The organism is Carnobacterium divergens DSM 20623, from assembly GCF_000744255.1.
In the GTDB taxonomy this organism is placed as follows: Bacteria; Bacillota; Bacilli; order Lactobacillales; family Carnobacteriaceae; genus Carnobacterium; species Carnobacterium divergens.
On record NZ_JQLO01000001.1, the window covers coordinates 2,325,248 to 2,342,422 of the forward strand.

General features: G+C 35.9%; 17 protein-coding genes. 10 read left to right on the forward strand and 7 right to left on the reverse strand.

Going from position 1 to position 17,175, the window contains the following annotated elements; translation table 11 throughout:
- Window position 1 precedes the first annotated feature (1 nt).
- From BR52_RS11100 to BR52_RS11115, 4 genes are read right to left on the reverse strand one after another with little or no spacing between them, the layout of a single operon-like run.
- On the reverse strand, window positions 2-1,015 hold the full coding sequence (locus BR52_RS11100; RefSeq protein WP_034572730.1) for an ABC transporter substrate-binding protein: 1,014 nt from the start codon (window positions 1,013-1,015) through the stop codon (window positions 2-4).
- A 16-nt stretch (window positions 1,016-1,031) separates the two neighbouring features.
- Complete coding sequence (locus BR52_RS11105) at window positions 1,032-1,799, reverse strand: ABC transporter ATP-binding protein (protein WP_034572734.1); 768 nt, start codon at window positions 1,797-1,799, stop codon at window positions 1,032-1,034.
- Window positions 1,800-1,804: 5 nt separating this feature from the next.
- Window positions 1,805-2,857: a FecCD family ABC transporter permease gene (locus BR52_RS11110; RefSeq protein WP_034572737.1), complete on the reverse strand. Its 1,053-nt coding sequence runs from the start codon at window positions 2,855-2,857 to the stop codon at window positions 1,805-1,807.
- Window positions 2,847-3,467: a nitroreductase family protein gene (locus BR52_RS11115; RefSeq protein ID WP_034572740.1), complete on the reverse strand. Its 621-nt coding sequence runs from the start codon at window positions 3,465-3,467 to the stop codon at window positions 2,847-2,849. The genes BR52_RS11110 and BR52_RS11115 overlap by 11 nt, the downstream gene beginning before the upstream one ends.
- Before the next feature lie 242 nt (window positions 3,468-3,709).
- On the opposite strand from BR52_RS11115, the gene dhaK reads away from it, so the two are divergent.
- The 5 genes from dhaK (at window position 3,710) to dhaQ (ending at window position 8,055) form a co-directional block, all read left to right on the forward strand.
- Window positions 3,710-4,699 carry a dihydroxyacetone kinase subunit DhaK gene (gene dhaK / locus BR52_RS11120; RefSeq protein ID WP_034572743.1) on the forward strand — a complete coding sequence of 330 codons (990 nt, stop codon included), beginning with the start codon at window positions 3,710-3,712 and terminating at the stop codon, window positions 4,697-4,699.
- Window positions 4,700-4,711: 12 nt separating this feature from the next.
- A complete protein-coding gene (gene dhaL, locus BR52_RS11125) occupies window positions 4,712-5,293 on the forward strand; it encodes a dihydroxyacetone kinase subunit DhaL (RefSeq protein WP_034572746.1) in 582 nt (193 codons plus the stop codon).
- Window positions 5,290-5,661 carry a dihydroxyacetone kinase phosphoryl donor subunit DhaM gene (gene dhaM, locus BR52_RS11130; protein ID WP_034572751.1) on the forward strand — a complete coding sequence of 124 codons (372 nt, stop codon included), beginning with the start codon at window positions 5,290-5,292 and terminating at the stop codon, window positions 5,659-5,661. Before dhaL ends, dhaM begins: the two co-directional genes overlap by 4 nt.
- A gap of 67 nt (window positions 5,662-5,728) precedes the next feature.
- On the forward strand, window positions 5,729-6,859 hold the full coding sequence (locus BR52_RS11135) for a glycerol dehydrogenase (RefSeq protein ID WP_034572754.1): 1,131 nt from the start codon (window positions 5,729-5,731) through the stop codon (window positions 6,857-6,859).
- A 206-nt stretch (window positions 6,860-7,065) separates the two neighbouring features.
- Window positions 7,066-8,055 (forward strand): DhaKLM operon coactivator DhaQ, encoded by a 990-nt coding sequence (dhaQ, locus tag BR52_RS11140; protein ID WP_034572757.1) that lies wholly within the window; start codon window positions 7,066-7,068, stop codon window positions 8,053-8,055.
- A 49-nt stretch (window positions 8,056-8,104) separates the two neighbouring features.
- Here dhaQ and BR52_RS11145 read toward each other — a convergent pair whose 3' ends face one another.
- Complete coding sequence (locus BR52_RS11145) at window positions 8,105-9,091, reverse strand: choloylglycine hydrolase family protein (RefSeq protein ID WP_034572760.1); 987 nt, start codon at window positions 9,089-9,091, stop codon at window positions 8,105-8,107.
- A gap of 26 nt (window positions 9,092-9,117) precedes the next feature.
- The gene (gene dhaS / locus BR52_RS11150) at window positions 9,118-9,696 is read right to left on the reverse strand and encodes a dihydroxyacetone kinase transcriptional activator DhaS (RefSeq protein WP_034572763.1); all 579 of its coding nucleotides are present in this window, start codon (window positions 9,694-9,696) and stop codon (window positions 9,118-9,120) included.
- A 206-nt stretch (window positions 9,697-9,902) separates the two neighbouring features.
- Between dhaS and treP the strand changes: the two genes are divergently transcribed.
- From treP to BR52_RS11165, 3 genes are all read left to right on the forward strand, one after another.
- Window positions 9,903-11,360 (forward strand): PTS system trehalose-specific EIIBC component, encoded by a 1,458-nt coding sequence (gene treP / locus BR52_RS11155; RefSeq protein WP_034572766.1) that lies wholly within the window; start codon window positions 9,903-9,905, stop codon window positions 11,358-11,360.
- A gap of 30 nt (window positions 11,361-11,390) precedes the next feature.
- Window positions 11,391-13,061 (forward strand): alpha,alpha-phosphotrehalase, encoded by a 1,671-nt coding sequence (treC, locus tag BR52_RS11160; protein ID WP_034572769.1) that lies wholly within the window; start codon window positions 11,391-11,393, stop codon window positions 13,059-13,061.
- Window positions 13,062-13,219: 158 nt separating this feature from the next.
- Window positions 13,220-14,062, forward strand: a complete 843-nt coding sequence (locus BR52_RS11165) for a hypothetical protein (RefSeq protein WP_034572772.1) — start codon at window positions 13,220-13,222, stop codon at window positions 14,060-14,062.
- A 79-nt stretch (window positions 14,063-14,141) separates the two neighbouring features.
- On the opposite strand, the gene treR is transcribed toward BR52_RS11165, so the two are convergent.
- The gene (gene treR / locus BR52_RS11170) at window positions 14,142-14,858 is read right to left on the reverse strand and encodes a trehalose operon repressor (RefSeq protein ID WP_034572775.1); all 717 of its coding nucleotides are present in this window, start codon (window positions 14,856-14,858) and stop codon (window positions 14,142-14,144) included.
- A 230-nt stretch (window positions 14,859-15,088) separates the two neighbouring features.
- Between treR and BR52_RS11175 the strand changes: the two genes are divergently transcribed.
- Window positions 15,089-15,556: an FUSC family protein gene (locus BR52_RS11175; protein ID WP_236707159.1), complete on the forward strand. Its 468-nt coding sequence runs from the start codon at window positions 15,089-15,091 to the stop codon at window positions 15,554-15,556.
- Between the two features lie 220 nt (window positions 15,557-15,776).
- Window positions 15,777-17,165, forward strand: coding sequence for a tRNA uridine-5-carboxymethylaminomethyl(34) synthesis GTPase MnmE (gene mnmE / locus BR52_RS11180; protein ID WP_081890735.1), 1,389 nt, complete (start codon window positions 15,777-15,779; stop codon window positions 17,163-17,165).
- Window positions 17,166-17,175: the final 10 nt, after the last annotated feature.

Genomic DNA, 17,175 nt, shown 5'->3' on the forward strand with positions numbered 1-17,175 from the left:
TTTAGTTGAATAAATCAGGATAAATTTCAGTTGCTAATTTTTCAATACCATCTAAACTTTGATAGCCGTAGCCAAATAGATAATTGTAATCAACACCGTAAACTTGTTTATTTTTGATGGCTTTCATGTTTGTAAGTTTAGGATTTGCATAAAAACCTGCTTTAATTTTAGCAATATCAGCGCCATCTTCCCAAATTGGGAAAATAAGAATATCAGGATCAGTTTTAAGCAAGGTTTCAATACTAACATCGCCCTTTTCATTTTTGTAAACATTGTCTAATTTAATCAATTTAAAAATGTCATTAAAGAAACTTTCGTCGTGAGCGGGATAAACGGCAATTTCAGTTGGGTCCATTGTATGAATATAAGCAAATGTTTGATTTTGATTGATTTTTTTCAATGACGTTGTGAGCGTTGTTTCTTTCGCTTTTATTTCAGCAGCAAAACTTTTTGCTTTGTCTTCAACATTGAAAATTTTTCCAAGGTTGTCAATATCTTGATAAATAGAGTCAAATGTACCACCCGTTACAGAGGATTCTAAAAGGTACGTTCGAATGCCGCTATCATTTAAAGAATCTACCGTTCCAACGCCCCATTCGTTGTTATCAAATAGACCTGCACGTCCATAAACAAAGTCTGGATTGGTTCCTAAGGTTACTTCTTTTCCTACATAATCTTTTGATAAGATGGGTAGCTTACTATAAGCTTTTTCGACAGCTTTATCAGGTTCTCCAAAATCAGCCCCAACACCGACAATTTTATCTTCTAAACCTAGATGCAATAAAAGTTCAGCAGCAGGTTTCGTATTGGCCATGATTTTGTGAGGTGCTTCTTGAAAGGTTTCTTCTTTTGGCTCCCATTTTGTCGAGCCTTCTGCTTTGGTGTAATTGTTGATTTTAACAGGGTAGCTCCCATTTGATTGTGTTCCACTTTGGGCATTATTTTCTTTAGCACCACAAGCTGAAACGAATAAACTTAGTGCAAAAATTGAACCGATTAAAAAGGTTTTTTTCATTATTTTTCCTCCTGTTTTATATGCTGTAATAGGAAAATCCCATTTTTTTAGTAATTGGATTGATAAACGTTTGGCATTTGACTTGATAAAGCTCTTCAATCAGCTCAGCTGTTAGGAGCTTTTCGGGTGTTCCTTTGGCGATGACTTCGCCATCCTTCATGGCATATAGATAATCACAGTAAGCAGCAGCCATTTCTAAGTCATGAAGTGCTGCAAGAACGCCAATTTTCATTTTTTTTACGCTGTTCAATATTTCTAATTGATAGCGAATATCTAAATGATTAGTGGGCTCGTCTAAAATAATAAAATGCGGTTGCTGGGCGATTGCTCTGGCTAGAATGACGCGCTGTTTTTCGCCACCAGATAAGGATAAAAAACTACGCTCTCGATAATTTAACAGATTGGTTTGCGACAAAGCTTCTTCTACGATTTGATAATCAGCTTTTGTATCAGACTCTAATAATTTTTTGTGGGGAGTACGTCCTAAAAGGACGATTTGTTCAACACTTAAATCAAAACTCATTTCGTTAAATTGACTCACTACAGCCAATTGCTTTGCGACGGTTTTATTAGAAGCTGTTAAAACGTCTAATTCATCTAAAAAGATGCCTCCTTTTTTAGGTTTGAGGCTTTTATAGAGACTTTTTAATAGAGTTGACTTACCGCAACCATTTGCCCCAATCACGCCGACAAATTGTTGATGCTCTACTTGAAGAGTAACGTCTTTGACGATGTCTTTTTTACCAATCTGAATGGATATGTCCTGAGCGACCAATTGTGTCATTGTATTTAACCTCCAAATTGATAATTTTTTTTGATAATAATATAGATAAAAAGAGGTGCGCCAATGACTGAAGTAATGATTCCGATTGGAATTTCCACATTTTTAATTAGAATTCTAGAAAGAATATCGGCCCAAATCATAAATAATGCTCCAATCAGTAAAACCATTGGCAAAAGATGTTTATGATTTGCGCCAAAGAGTCCTCTGGCTAAATGAGGTATAATGAGTCCTACAAAGCCAATCATTCCAGAATAGGCAACAACCGTCCCTGTTAGAAGAGAAGCTAAAGCTAGATAGATTTTTCGATATTTTCCAAGCTCGATTCCAAGTGTAATGGCAGCCTCGTCTCCAAGCAACATAGTATTTAAAATTCGATGTTGGAAGAGAAAGAAGAGACAGCTTAACAGTACTGGTACAGAAAGAATGGGTAATTTATCCCAACTAGCAGAAGCAAGACTGCCCATTGACCAAAAGGTGATGGTCTTAATGCCTTCAGCGTTGTTTGCAAAATAAACGATTAAACTGGAAAAAGCACTTAATAACGAACTAATGACCATGCCTGACAATAGTAATTTGATTGATGTGATACGTCCGCCAAAACTAGCTAATAATAAAACACCAAAAGAGGCAACAACTGCTCCAATAAAGGCGCCAAAGGCAACACCAATCTGTGCAAATAATGCGCCACTTCCGACTCCTAAAAGAATCACAAACGTTGCTCCTAAAGAAGCACCAGACGAAATCCCTAAAATATAAGGGTCTGCTAATGGGTTTTGAACAATAGCCTGCATAATCGTTCCGCTAACGGCTAAGCCCATTCCAACTAATAAAGCAAATAATGCTCGAGGCAATCGCAATTGCCAAATAATTGTAATGTAAGATTGATTGTCTAAATGATCTAATGATCCTACGGAGCCATTTGAGATTTTAGAGATAAAGATGTTCCAAGATTGGTCGAAAGGAATGTCAACTTGACCGATTGATGTAGAGTAGATAATAGAAAGAAAAATAGCTACAACCAAGGCAATCAGAATCAATAGATAGTTTTTATGCTTCATTATTTTTCACACTTTCTAAAGTAGTCACCCATTCGCTAAGAGGAGTACGTTTTGCTTTTATTTTTGTTGATGCTGTTTTTATTTTAGTTAAATGAAGAGTTGCAACAATTTGCCGGGTGGAATCAATTCGTAATTCTTCAGCGAATTTTGAGTCAAAAATATTAGGTGTGGTTCGCCAAGTTACGCCGATTGATTTATCCCAAGCGACAAGTTGGATATTTTGAATAAATGCAGCGGTAGCAGAAATGGCTTCCAATGAAGTCTTTTGATCAGCTTCTAATGGAACAGAAACAACGATGCTGACGGGCACTTCAGCAAAATAGTCATAGACTTTGCTTTTTGTTTTATCTAAGTCTGATTGATTGTAAGAATCCCACACCCCTAAACGTGTGTAACTTTCAAGGATTGCTGTTGAAAATAGTTGGCGTTCTGATTCTGTTGAAATAAGTAAAACTTCCCAAGGTTCTTTTTTTGAATGGAAAGGTGCAAAAGAAGCTATTTCTAAAATAGTATAAATTAGTTCTCGAGGGATAGAATCGGGTAAAATCTTTCGAATCGTCCTTCTACTTTGAATTAGTTGACTAATTGAATGTAGTTCATCTCGTTCCATAAGGTCACTCCATTTGAATGTAATTGATAATCGTTCTCAATTATCATAGTCGAATCCTTTTAAATAAGCAAGATAAATTGTGAGCAAATAAAGATAATACTATAAAAAAAGTCTATTTTGTGAAGGTTTAAAAATGTTATAAACTGAACAAACGGACACATTAGAAATTTTGTCCGTTTAAAAGAAAACGTTTTCGCGATATAGTAAGCATGTAGAAAACAAACGAAGGGTGCGGATAAATAATGAAAAAGATAATAAATGACGCGACAGCAGTAGTAGACGAAATGTTGGACGGGTTGACTTATGCACATGGAGATTTAGTTGAACGTATCAATGAAAGCGGAATCATCGTAGCGAAAAATCAAACGAAGGGACATGTTGGGTTAATTAGTGGAGGCGGAAGCGGACATGAACCAGCACATGCAGGTTTTGTCGGTCAAGGAATGTTATCAGCAGCAGTTTGTGGGGCAGTTTTTACATCCCCAACTCCTGATCAAATTTTAGAAGGAATCAAAGCAGCTGATCAAGGAGCCGGCGTCTTTTTAATCATTAAAAATTATTCTGGTGACGTGATGAATTTCGATATGGCAAAAGAGTTAGCTGAGATGGAAGATATTGAAGTTGATTTTATTATTGTAGATGACGACATTGCAGTGGAAGATAGTACCTATACGGCAGGAAAGCGTGGAGTTGCAGGGACTGTTTTAGTTCATAAAATTTTAGGCGCTGCAGCTGATCAAGGTGCAAGTTTATCAGAAATTAAAGCAATGGCTGATAAATTGGTTCCACAAATCAAAACCATTGGAGTAGCCTTAACAGGTGCAACTGTTCCTGAGGTAGGTAAGCCAGGCTTTGTTTTAGCAGATGATGAAATTGAATTTGGTGTGGGTATCCACGGTGAACCTGGTTACCGCAGAGAAAAAATCGCTCCTTCAAAAGAGTTAGCAAAAGAATTAGTAATGAAGTTAAAAGCAGCCTTCGATTGGAAAAAAGGCGATCATTTCGCACTATTAGTTAACGGCTTAGGCAGCACACCTTTAATGGAACAATATATTTTTACAAATGATGTTCGCCAATTACTAGATGAAGAAGGAATAGTGGTTGAATTTAAAAAAGTGGGCGATTTCATGACTGCAATCGATATGGCTGGTTTATCGTTAACATTAGTAAAATTAGAAGATTCTAAATGGCTAGAAAATTTAACTTATAAAACAAATACAATTGCTTGGTAGGAGGAAATAAAAATGAATGTAGAAACTGTAAAAACCTGGTTAGACTTATTTACAGATGAGGTTAATCAAAACAAAGAGTATTTAAGTGAATTGGATACCCCAATTGGTGACGGAGACCACGGTATGAATATGGCTCGTGGTACAACGGCCGTAAAAGAGGTTATTGCTGAAAAAAATCCAACAACGTTGGTAGATATTTTCAAATTAACGGGTATGACATTAGTTAGTAAAGTGGGTGGCGCATCAGGTCCGTTATATGGTTCAGCGTTCATCAGTATGGCAAAAGCTGCTGGAGAAACAGACGATTTAGGGGAGCTCTTGGCTGCTGGTTTAGCTGGAATTCAAAAACGTGGCAAGGCTGAAGTTGGCGAAAAAACAATGGTAGACGTTTGGCAACCTGTTGTTGAAGCAGTACAAAAAAACGAACTAACTTCTAAAGTTATTCAAGATGCTGTTGAAGGGACAAAAGAAATTAAAGCTACAAAAGGTCGCGCATCGTATCTTGGCGATCGTTCAATTGGGCATATTGATCCAGGAGCAATGTCAAGTGGATATTTATTTGAAGCAATGTTGAAAGCAGGTGTTTTTCAATGAGTAAACTAGGTGTTGTAGTCGTTTCACATGTTCCTCAAATTGCAGAAGGAGTCGTTCGCTTAATGCGAGAAGTGGCAAAGGATGTATCGATTACCTCTGCTGGCGGAACGGATGAGAATGAAGTTGGAACGAGCTTTGAAAAAATCCAAACAGCTTTTGACGCTAATGAAGCTGAAATTTTATTAGCTTTCTATGATTTAGGTAGTGCCAAAATGAATTTAGAAATGGTAATGGAAATGACAGACAAAGAAGTCCATCTATTTGATACAGCTTTTCTAGAAAGTAGCTACACGGCGGCAGCCTTGATTCAAGCCGATGCATCCTTAGAGATGATTAAAGAACAAATTGATCCGATGAAAATTAAATAAACACTGTAGACACTGCGTCTCAATTGAGGCGCATCCTAAATAAATGAAAACTATGGAGGTAAGAACAATGAGAAAAGCATTTATTTCACCAACAAAGTATGTACAAGGAGAGGACGAAATTCTTAATTTAGGCTATTTCGTTTCTACTTTCGGAAAATCAGCACTATTAATTGCCCATCAAGACGATATCAACCGTGTACAAGCACAATTAGACCAAACAACTGAAAAATTTAACATTGAAATCATTCCAAGCCATTTTAACGGCGAATGTTCAAGACAAGAAGTAGCTCGCTTACAAGAATTTGCTAAAGAACACAACTGTGATTGTGTGATTGGTTTAGGTGGCGGTAAAGCAATTGACACTGCAAAATGTGTTGCGGAAGGTGAAGCGTTGATTATTGTTCCAACAATTGCGGCAACAGATGCACCAACGAGTCATTCCGCAGTATTGTATACTCCAGAAGGCGAATTCGACGATTACGCATACTTCAAACAAAGCCCAAGCGTAGTCATGGTAGATACGAAAATTATTGCCAATGCCCCAACACGCTTTTTAGTAGCCGGAATGGGAGACGCACTTTCTACTTATTTTGAAGCACGTGCAACGTCAAACTCCTTCTCAAATGTAAATGCAGGTTTGCCATGTGGCGCACGAACAGGAGAATGCCCACCAGCTAAAGGAACAAATGCAGCTTTAATGATGGCAAAATTATGTTATGAAATGCTACTTGAAAATGGCTACAATGCAAAAATTGCTTGTGACAATAACCTTGTAACACCTGCTTTAGAAAATATTGTTGAAACAAACATTTTATTATCAGGCTTAGGCTTTGAAAGTGCTGGTTTAGCAGCGATTCATGCGATTCATGACGGATTGACTGCCTTAGAAGGAACGCATCATTATTTCCATGGTGAAAAAGTGGCCTTTAGCGCAATTGCGCAATTAGTATTAGAAAATGCACCAATTGAAGAACTACATGAAGTGTTAGATTTCTCATTATCAATTGGCTTACCTGTTTGCTTAGCAGATATCGGAGTTGAATCCATTACAATGGAAGAAGCTATTTCAGTTGCTGAAAAAGCATGTATTCCTGAAGAGTCTATCCATTCTATGCCATTCCCAATCACTGTCAATGATGTCGCATCAGCAATTATTGCAGCAGACAAAATTGGGAGCGACTACAAAAAAAATCACTAAAAACAAATTGAAATAGAATAAAATAAATTTGCTGGTAGTTGCAAGTACGCAACCGCCAACAAATTTATTTTTGTAAATAGAAAATGAACTTTTTAATCCTAAAAAATACAGAAAAAGCCTTCTATAAAAAGTACGATTTGTGATAAGATGGTCTAGAATAGTTTACTCGTTCAAAATAAAAGTTACAGCGAGAATAGAGGATTAAAATGAAAAAAATTGTTAATCGACCAGAAAAAATGGTTACACAAATGTTAAATGGAATCGTTTACGCTCATGATGAAAAGCTTGAACGGATAAAAGGAACAGGTGTAATTTATCGTAAAGCTATCTCTAAAGGTAAAGTTGCGGTTGTAAGCGGTGGAGGAAGTGGTCATGAACCCGCTCATACAGGATTTGTTGGAAAAGGTATGCTTGCAGCGGCTATTTGTGGTCCGATTTTTGTTCCACCAACACCGGAAGAAGTTTTTCAAGGAATTGCCATTTCGGATCAAGGTTTTGGTGTTTTACTAGTGATAAAAAACTTTGAAAAAGACGTTGAAAGTTTTTTGGAAGGACGCCGTTTAGCCCTAGATAAGGGACATCAAGTTGCCTATGTCATTGTGAATGATGATTGTTCATTAGAAGAAAATAGTTTTCAAAAAAGACGCCGTGGGGTTGCTGGAACAGTATTCGTGCATAAAATTTTAGCTGCAGCAGCAGAAAACGGTAGCACTCTAGATGAATTAGCAGAATTAGGGAAAAAGGTGGTTCGAGCTAGTAATACATTAGGGCTAGCTTTATCACCAGCTGTGGTATCAGAAGAACATCAAGCTCAATTTCATTTGGCAGAAGATGAATTGTCCTTTGGCGTTGGAATCCACGGAGAGCCGGGATATCGTATTGAAAAACTACATTCCTCTGAACGCTTAGCCATTGAACTGGTAAATAAATTAAAAAATCATTACCAATTAGCAAAAGGAGATCAGTTTGCGTTGATGGTTAATGGATTAGGCGGAACGCCTTTAATGGAGCTCTATATTTTTACGAATGATGTCCGACGTCTATTGGAATTAGAAGGAATTAAGGTTGTTTTCAAAAAAGTTGGAAATTATATGACCTCTTATGACATGAAAGGGTTGTCGTTAACCTTTTTGAAGATAGAGGAAGAGCATTGGTTAGATTGGTTGAATGAACCCGTTGAGGTTTATGGATGGTAAACAAAAAAACAGGTAAAAAAACTCGATTTTAGAGTTTTTTACCTGTTTTTTAATTTAGGTGATGAATGTCTTGCTCCATTGGAAGTGGGTATTTTTTTAATTTGCCATCAGTTAAATCTTCATTGAATAAGTTGACCTTATTAATACGACGATTATCATAAGAAGCAAAATAATAATTAGAAGAATCGGTAGACATTGAGCTTGTGTAGACCGTGTAGTCACTATTACCTTGCTCGTTTAAGACGATTCCTTTTGGAATATCAACTGAAGCTAAGATATGAAAGCTTGTTGTAACACCTTCAAGTTCAGTAGTAGCTTTCTTTGCATATTCTTTTAGATAGGCTACCCGAACAAAACGAGCAGGTGGAGTATAATCGCCTGGCATACCAACTGTACCACTTCCTTGACCAAATGGTTTGAATGTTTTACCATTCAATTCAACTGATTTTAATTGATTCGGATTGATGCCAATGTAGTTTCTAAGGTTGGTTTCATGCCACTGATAATTTGGACTGTTTGTCATGACCCCTATTGAATCTTTATGGAGAGTCAATTGATTTTGATCAGGCTCAATAATTAATGTTTTGCCACTTTTATCTGTAAAAATAAAATGTAACGGTGGGACGATAGGAAGAATGTCGTTGATTTCATTGATTAAATCAATTGAAGGAAGAATCATCTCAACTTCTTCAATATTTTTTGCCTGCCCTAGCATGTAGGAGATAAACTGAAGAGGATTAATACTCGTTTTTGTTGATTGTTTTTGATAGGTAGCAAATCCAGGATAATACAAGGTGGCTCCAGCTAAGCCGTGTTCATTTACGCCATCATAAAAGGCAGGAGAAGACGTGGTTAAATTAGCCATACCTAGAAAGCGGTGTTGAACCACTTGTTGTTCGTTTTGATTATAGTTTAGTTTGAAGCCTTTTGGTACAACGACAACGCCACTATCAACATAAGTTGCAAAATCCATCGTACGAGAGAGCAATTGTGTACCATTTAATGTTTTAAGTGTAAAGCTGCTGCATCCAATCATATCTATTCCTTCTTTCTATTTAGTGATTATTTATTTTTTTGCTCACTATACCGTTTTAATGTTGATAGAAAAGAATCCTCCACAATTAGTTGAATGTTTTCAGAAAGTTCTAGCGGAGGAATAGTGCAACCGTGCATCAACCAATCTTTAGCAGTTCCTACAAAGGCATGACTGTAAAAAGCATTAAAAAAAGCTAATGTCTCTTCAGGCAACTCAATGTTTTGTTGTGTCATCATATCGGTAATGATCTTAAGTAGTAAGTTTTGTGTATGGTCAAAAAAATACCGGTCGAAAGAGTTTTGTTCGGTAATGGCTAAGGCATTATTGTAAAAGGTTTTATTTTCAGCTAAGTATTCAAAAAGTCTCGTAATGACCTTTGTCCAATGCTCATAATCTAAATAATCCTCAATATTTTCACTAGCTTCTTGATTGTAAATCCAAGCAAGCAATTCATACTTATCTTGAAAATGATAATAGAAAGTCTGGCGTCTAATATCACAATGAGTCATAATATCCCGAATTGAAATTTTTTGAAAAGGTATGGTTTCCATCAATTCTTTCAATGAATGTGCAATTACTTTTTTGGTAATTAACGAATCGTGCATGGAATCCCCCGTCCCTTGTAATAGTTAACTTCATTATAACGCTTTCGAGAAAAAACTGCATCCAGAAGGTAGTCAAATTTAGCAAAATTTAAAAGTATTCAAAAAAAGAAAGAAAAACGCTTGCATAATAAAAAGAAAAGGGTTACAATTCAACTATAAAAATAACTTGTATATACAAGTTAAAAAGATTTTAAGGAGGAGAAAAGATGGCAGATTACAAAAAAGATGCCCAGTTGTTGTTAGAAGATATTGGCGGAAAAGAAAATATTTCAGCAGTCACTCATTGTGCAACTAGAATGCGTTTTGTATTAGTAGACCCCGCACTTGCAGATAAAGAGAAAATTGAAAAAATCGCAACCGTTAAAGGAACCTTTACTCAAGCTGGTCAATTCCAAGTAATAATTGGGAATGATGTTCCAACATTTTATAATGAATTTGTTAAATTATCCGGAAATGAAGGCGTTTCAAAAGATCAAGTTAAAAGTGCAGCTAAGCAAAATATGAACCTTATCCAACGAGCAATGGCGGTATTAGCTGAGGTATTTTCACCAATCATTCCAGCAATTATTGTAGGTGGTTTGATTTTAGGTTTTCGTAATGTGATTGGTGAAGTACCGATGGGCTTCTTAGATGGAAAAACAATTGTGGAGACTTCGGTCTTTTGGAATGGTGTGAATAGTTTCCTATGGTTGATTGGTGAAGCGATTTTCCATTTCCTACCAGTAGGAATTACGTGGAGCATTGCTAAAAAGATGGGAACCACTCAAATTCTTGGGATTGTATTAGGGATTACATTGGTTTCACCACAGCTATTAAATGCGTATGCAGTTGCAGAAACGGCTGCTAAAGATATTCCATTCTGGGACTTCGGTTTTGCTCAAGTGAATATGATTGGCTATCAAGCACAAGTTATTCCAGCAATGCTAGCTGGTTTTATGTTAGCGTATCTTGAAATATGGTTACGTAAATTTATTCCACAAGCAGTTTCGATGATTTTTGTTCCATTCTTTTCACTTGTTCCAACGGTACTAATGGCTCATCTTGTACTAGGTCCAATCGGTTGGAAAATTGGTAGCTTTGTTTCAATGATTGTAAACACTGGTTTAGCAAGTAGTTTTAACTGGTTGTTCGGTGCATTATTTGGTTTCTTGTATGCCCCACTTGTTATTACAGGCTTACATCATATGACGAATGCGATTGATTTGCAGTTGGTAGCTGATTTTGGCGGAACAAACCTTTGGCCAATGATTGCACTTTCAAATATTGCACAAGGTTCTGCTGTACTGGCAATTATTTTCTTACACCGTGGCAATAAAGAAGAAGAACAAATCTCGATTCCAGCAGCAATTTCATGTTATCTAGGTGTAACAGAACCCGCTATTTTTGGGATCAATTTAAAATACGTGTATCCGTTTATCGCAGCAATGATTGGTTCAGGTGTGGCCGGATTGATTTCGACATTGTTTAATGTAACGGCGTTGTCAATCGGCGTTGGTGGTTTACCGGGTATCTTATCTATTCAACCGCCGTATTATCTAATTTTTGCCATTTGTATGTTGATTGCAATCGTAGTACCATTTGGATTGACCGTTGCTTTTCGTAAGTATGGAGTTTTTAACAAATTAGATCCAATCGATGAAAAAACGGGTAAAATTGTAGCGTAGAAATAAACTGTTTTAGAAATGGAGTTTAGTATGAGTAATTTTCATGAAAAAGTAATTTATCAAATTTATCCAAAATCGTTTAAAGATTCAAATGGAGATGGCGTCGGAGATCTAAGAGGAGTGATTGAAAAAATTCCTTATTTATCTGATTTAGGAGTGGATATGATCTGGTTAAATCCATTCTTTTGCTCACCGCAAAATGACAATGGCTATGATATTTCAAATTATCTGGCGATTGATCCTTTATTTGGAACAATGGCTGATTTTGAAGAACTCGTTAGAGAAACGCAAAAATTAGGGATTGAAATTATGCTAGACATGGTTTTAAACCATACCTCGGTTGAACACGAGTGGTTCCAGAAGGCGTTAGCGGGAGATAAAAAGTATCAGGATTACTATTATATTCGTGAACCTAAAGCTGATGGAAGCTTGCCAACCAATTGGGAGTCAAAATTTGGCGGACCGAGCTGGACTCCTTTTGGTGAGACAGGAAAGTACTTCTTGAATTTATACGATCGAACACAGGCTGATTTAAATTGGCACAATCCGACAGTTCGTGAAGAACTGTTTGCTGTAGTGAATTTTTGGCTTGAAAAAGGCGTGAAAGGTTTCCGTTTTGACGTAATGAATGTGATTGGCAAACCGTTAGAACTAGTTGATGATTTGACAGGAAATGGCAAATCACTTTATACAGATCAGCCAATTGTTCATGAGTATTTAATGGAGCTAAATAAGGCCAGTTTTGGTAAAGAAGAGGATAGCGTAACTGTTGGTGAAATGTCTTCGACAACGATTGACAATTGTGTGATGTACTCAAATCCAGATAGAAATGAATTGTCGATGGCATTTAGCTTTCACCATTTAAAAGTAGATTATCTAGATGGTGAAAAGTGGTCATTAATGCCTTTTGATTTTATGGAATTGAAAACCATTTTGAATGATTGGCAAGAAGGAATGTCAGAGGGAAATGGCTGGAATGCATTGTTTTGGAACAATCACGATCAACCAAGAGCCTTGAGTCGTTTTGGTGATCCTATTCATTATCGTTTTGAAACAGCTACAATGTTAGCTCAAACCATTCACTTATTGCGTGGAACTCCTTATATTTACCAAGGGGAAGAAATCGGAATGTTGAATCCCGATTTTGCAGATATTAAGGACTATGTTGATATTGAAACCCATAATGCATACAAAGAATTACAGGAAAAAGGCTTATCTGAGGCAGAAATTATGGCTATTATCCAAGAGAAATCTAGAGATACGAGCCGTACGCCAATGCAATGGGACTCCACTGAAAATGCAGGATTTAGTACTGGAGAACCTTGGTTAAAAGTAGCAGATAATTATTCACTGATTAATGTGAAAAAAGAACGCGAAGAAGGCCAAATTTTCAATTATTATCAAAGCTTGATTCAATTGCGTAAAGAGATGAAGGTTATTTCAGAAGGAGCTTACCGAAGCTTGTTAATGGAGCATCCAAGTGTTTATGGCTATGTCCGAGAATTGGATTCTGAACAAGTTCTTGTATTGAATAATTTTTATGGCGAGTCAACTTCGGTAGATATCCCAATGGAATTTATCGATCAAGAGAGTCGTTACTTGATTGGAAATGGGAAGAAACGGAAGTTAACAAGTAAGATTCATTTGGAACCTTATGAAACGATTGCGTTTTATATAGAGAAACAACATAATAACTATTAAAAATAGCACCTATTCTTCAATATCTATAATGAGGGAGAACGGGTGCTATTTTTGATTAGGTAGTAATTTATTTTATCGCAAAAAAACTGGAAAAAATAAATAACTCGATAAACTAATTTTCATGTTAGAGTGAATTATATTATTTAGGAGGTTTACTTATGAAAAAATACTTTGCATTATTATTTTTCTGCGTCATATCTATTTTATTTACACCACAGGAAGTACAAGCACAAAACGAAAACAATTTAATTGAAGTTACGATTAATCACTATGTGAATCCATACCAAGATACCGATGTATTATTTAAAAAAGAAATAATTTATTTGAATGAAGGAAGTATTTTTGATCCCAAACAGTACTATTTAGATTTTAGTTATACTGAGTGGGATTCTAACTATTCTTATAATGATTTAGATAACGAATTGCCCTTTGAAGTACACAAAGAAGATTCACATTTAGAAATTAATTATTATTATCTTGCCGAAATTGAAAGTACAGATTTAATAGAAATTACAATGAACCACTATGTAGACCCGTATCAAGATTTTAATGTTTTATACAAAAAAGAAATATTGTATTTACCTAAAAATAGTATTTTTGATCCCAAACAGTATTATCTAGATTTTAGTTATACAGAATGGAATCCAGAATATTCTTATAATGATTTAAAAAATCAATCACCGTTTGAGCTTTACCAAGGAGACTCAGGATTAGAAATTAATTATTATTATCTTGCTGAAATTGAAATTAATAAACTAGTAAAGATTACAATAAATCATTTAGTAGATCCGTATCAAGACTTTGATAGATTATATAAAAAGGAAATATATTATCTTCCAGAAGGGAGTATTTTTGATCCTGCTAACTATTTTTTAGATTTTAGCTACACAGAATGGGATTCAGAGTATTCATATAACAATTTAGAAAATCAAAATGTGTTTAAGATAACTCAAAGCGATTCGGGTTTAGAAGTCAACTATTATTATCGTGCTGAAATTTGATAGTAGCTTTATTTTAAAAATAATGATAGTAAAAAAACTATTTCCTGGGAAATAGTTTTTTCTATTATTTTTATGAAGATTACATCGGGCTTCTCCGTCTCGCAAATTCAACAAAACGAAAACGATCCAGTCGATGTCGAGACTCTGTATGTTGGAATAGCGTTGTGTCTTCTAAATAAACATCGCTACGAACGACGACAACATGAGTATCTCCATTTAAGTCCATTAATTCGTGGTCTTTTTTTGTTGCCGGATCAACGGTAATTTCTTTTTGAGCAAAGCTGATTGTTAATCCCAAGGTATGTTCAATATAATCGTAAATCGAATTTTGAGCAGCCTCTGCTGGCAATTCTGGGATAATTGAAGTAAGCAAATAATCTTTGTCTAAAATTACCACTTCTTGATTAAATTTACGTTGACGTTCGACATAAATAATTTCTGTCTCTTGAGAGATTTTTAAGTGGTTCGCTAACTTTTTTGAGATTTTTTCGATACAATTTTTAGTCACAATGGTCTCACTTTTCAAATTTTGTGAATCATGGAGCTCTTTAAAGCTTGTTAAACCAGAAACCGGAAAATCAAAACGATTGACGTTTAAAACAATGGAGCCTTTGCCTTGTTTTTTTTGAATATAGCCATTTTCCAGTAGTAGTACTAGGGCTTTTCGAATGGTTTCTCGTGAGACATGATAGACTTTTGCTAAATCATTTTCGCTTGGAAGCAGGGTGCCTGCGTGGTACGTTTGATTTAGGATGGCTTTTTCTAAGTCTAAATAAATTTCGTAAAATTTATTCATAGTTAATCCTCGCATTCTTAGATAGTTTCAATTGTATTTGTTTAGTTATTTCTACATTTCTATTTTAGCACATGGCGACGAAAAGAGAGAATGAAAGTAGTATTTTTTATTGTTGAAAGGCGGTTTGACAAAGAAAATGAATAGGGGTATATTTTAGCAAGTAGGTATGTGAAGTATTTAATAAAGGATGGGGAACGAAACTGTTTGAATTAAGTAAGTTTAAAATCGGTTTGAGAACAATTAAAACAGGAATCAGTGTTTTTTTATGTATGCTGATTTTCACCATTTTTGATCGAGGAACACCAATAGTTGCCACGTTAACGGCTGTTTTTGCACTTAGAGAAGATATGGAAAATACACGAAAATTCGGTCGTCACCGGATTGTTGGAAATACATTTGGAGCAATTTTTGCGGTAATTGTTATTTTATTATATGAAGTGATTGGAAATGTTGTCATCGTTCAGCTTGTTTGTATCCCACTTTTGATGATGGTGATGATTACGTGCTGTTCAGCTACTGGACATCGTGAAGGTGTAGTAGGAGCTTGCGGAACTTTTTTAACGATCATCTTTATGATTCCTGAGAATGAGTCCTTTGGATATGCGATGGAACGTGTTTTGGATACTTTTATTGGCACTGGTATTGCATTAGGGGTCAATCATTGGATTCGACCACGTAAAATCAAAAAAAGTGATTGAAAAATTGCGGTTTTAGGATTGACAAATGATGGATTTAACGTTATATTCATAACAACTGACATCTAAAAAAAGATGTTTTTAACCTTATAATTTAATCATTTATTGAAATATTTATTAGCGATAAAAGTAGTCAAAGTGCTTTATCCATTCCTAGCTATTTATAGCCAAGGGGTGGAGTGGGCACTTTTTTGGTGCAAAAAAATAAGAAGGAGTGAGTCTGTTGTCATTAGAATTTGATACAATTGCAGCTGTTTCAACGCCACCAGGTGAAGGTGCGATTGGAATTGTTCGCCTATCAGGCGACGAAGCATTAGCAGTTGCAGATAAAGTTTATCAAGCTGGAAAAAAACAATTAGCGGAAGTGCCAAGTCATACGATTCATTATGGGCATATTATTGATCCGAAAAATAGTGGTGTCATTGATGAAGTGATGGTTTCTGTTATGCGTGAGCCAAAAACTTTTACTAGAGAAGATGTGGTTGAGATTAATTGTCACGGAGGCATTACGTCAGTCAATCAAGTGTTGCAACTTGTCTTGCAAAATGGCGCTCGTTTGGCAGAACCAGGCGAATTTACGAAACGTGCTTTTCTAAATGGTCGAATCGATTTGTCACAGGCAGAGGCCGTGATGGATTTGATACGTGCCAAAACGGATAAAGCGATGTATTTAGCTTTGCAACAGTTAGACGGCAATCTTTCGCAATTAATTCGCAACCTTCGTTCAGAAATTTTAGACACATTAGCGCAAGTAGAAGTGAATATTGATTATCCTGAATATGATGACGTAGAGACTCTGACTTCAAAACTCTTAGTTGAAAAAGCCTATCAAGTAAAGGCGAGCATCAATCAACTTTTACAAACAGCAAGCGAAGGGAAAATCCTTCGAGAGGGATTAGCAACGGCGATTATTGGTCGTCCAAATGTTGGGAAATCAAGCTTATTGAATTTCCTTTTACAAGAAGACAAGGCAATTGTGACTGAAATTGCTGGGACAACGCGAGATATTATCGAAGAATATGTGAATGTTCGAGGCGTGCCATTAAAACTAGTCGATACTGCCGGAATTCGTGAAACAGAAGACATTGTGGAGCGTATCGGTGTGGAGCGTAGCCGTCAAGCTTTAAGCGAAGCGGACTTAGTCTTACTGGTTTTCAATCAAAATGAACCTTTAACAAATGAAGATCGATTGTTGATTGAAGCGACAAATGACAATCATCGCATCGTCATTTTAAATAAAATGGATTTGCCAAACCAATTGGATTTAGCTGAATTGGAATCATTAGTGGATCCAGAAAATATTGTCAAAACATCTATTTTAACCAAATCTGGTATTGAAAGCTTAGAAAATAAAATTGCTGCGTTGTTCTTTGCAGGAGCAACTGGGGAACGAGATGCTACGTATGTATCAAATGTTCGTCATATTGCCTTACTTCATGACGCAGAAGCAGCATTGGACGAAGTTATCAACGGAATTGAATCTGGCATGCCAGTAGATTTAGTTCAAATTGATATGACTCGTTGTTGGGATTTATTAGGTGAAATTACAGGAGACAGCGTTCAAGATGAATTATTAACGCAGCTCTTTAGTCAATTCTGTTTAGGTAAATAGGAAGGGAATG

Excerpts from the sequence above, each read along its gene's own strand:
- treC (WP_034572769.1), top strand. The coding sequence starts at position 11,391 with ATGAGTAATTTTCATGAAAAAGTAATTTATCAAATTTATCCAAAATCG.
- BR52_RS11110 (WP_034572737.1), bottom strand. The coding sequence starts at position 2,857 with ATGAAGCATAAAAACTATCTATTGATTCTGATTGCCTTGGTTGTAGCT.
- dhaQ (WP_034572757.1), top strand. The coding sequence starts at position 7,066 with ATGAAAAAAATTGTTAATCGACCAGAAAAAATGGTTACACAAATGTTA.
- treR (WP_034572775.1), bottom strand. The coding sequence starts at position 14,858 with ATGAATAAATTTTACGAAATTTATTTAGACTTAGAAAAAGCCATCCTA.
- BR52_RS11115 (WP_034572740.1), bottom strand. The coding sequence starts at position 3,467 with ATGGAACGAGATGAACTACATTCAATTAGTCAACTAATTCAAAGTAGA.
- dhaS (WP_034572763.1), bottom strand. The coding sequence starts at position 9,696 with ATGCACGATTCGTTAATTACCAAAAAAGTAATTGCACATTCATTGAAA.
- BR52_RS11165 (WP_034572772.1), top strand. The coding sequence starts at position 13,220 with ATGAAAAAATACTTTGCATTATTATTTTTCTGCGTCATATCTATTTTA.
- treP (WP_034572766.1), top strand. The coding sequence starts at position 9,903 with ATGGCAGATTACAAAAAAGATGCCCAGTTGTTGTTAGAAGATATTGGC.
- BR52_RS11105 (WP_034572734.1), bottom strand. The coding sequence starts at position 1,799 with ATGACACAATTGGTCGCTCAGGACATATCCATTCAGATTGGTAAAAAA.
- BR52_RS11135 (WP_034572754.1), top strand. The coding sequence starts at position 5,729 with ATGAGAAAAGCATTTATTTCACCAACAAAGTATGTACAAGGAGAGGAC.
- dhaM (WP_034572751.1), top strand. The coding sequence starts at position 5,290 with ATGAGTAAACTAGGTGTTGTAGTCGTTTCACATGTTCCTCAAATTGCA.
- dhaL (WP_034572746.1), top strand. The coding sequence starts at position 4,712 with ATGAATGTAGAAACTGTAAAAACCTGGTTAGACTTATTTACAGATGAG.
- dhaK (WP_034572743.1), top strand. The coding sequence starts at position 3,710 with ATGAAAAAGATAATAAATGACGCGACAGCAGTAGTAGACGAAATGTTG.
- BR52_RS11145 (WP_034572760.1), bottom strand. The coding sequence starts at position 9,091 with ATGATTGGATGCAGCAGCTTTACACTTAAAACATTAAATGGTACACAA.
- BR52_RS11100 (WP_034572730.1), bottom strand. The coding sequence starts at position 1,015 with ATGAAAAAAACCTTTTTAATCGGTTCAATTTTTGCACTAAGTTTATTC.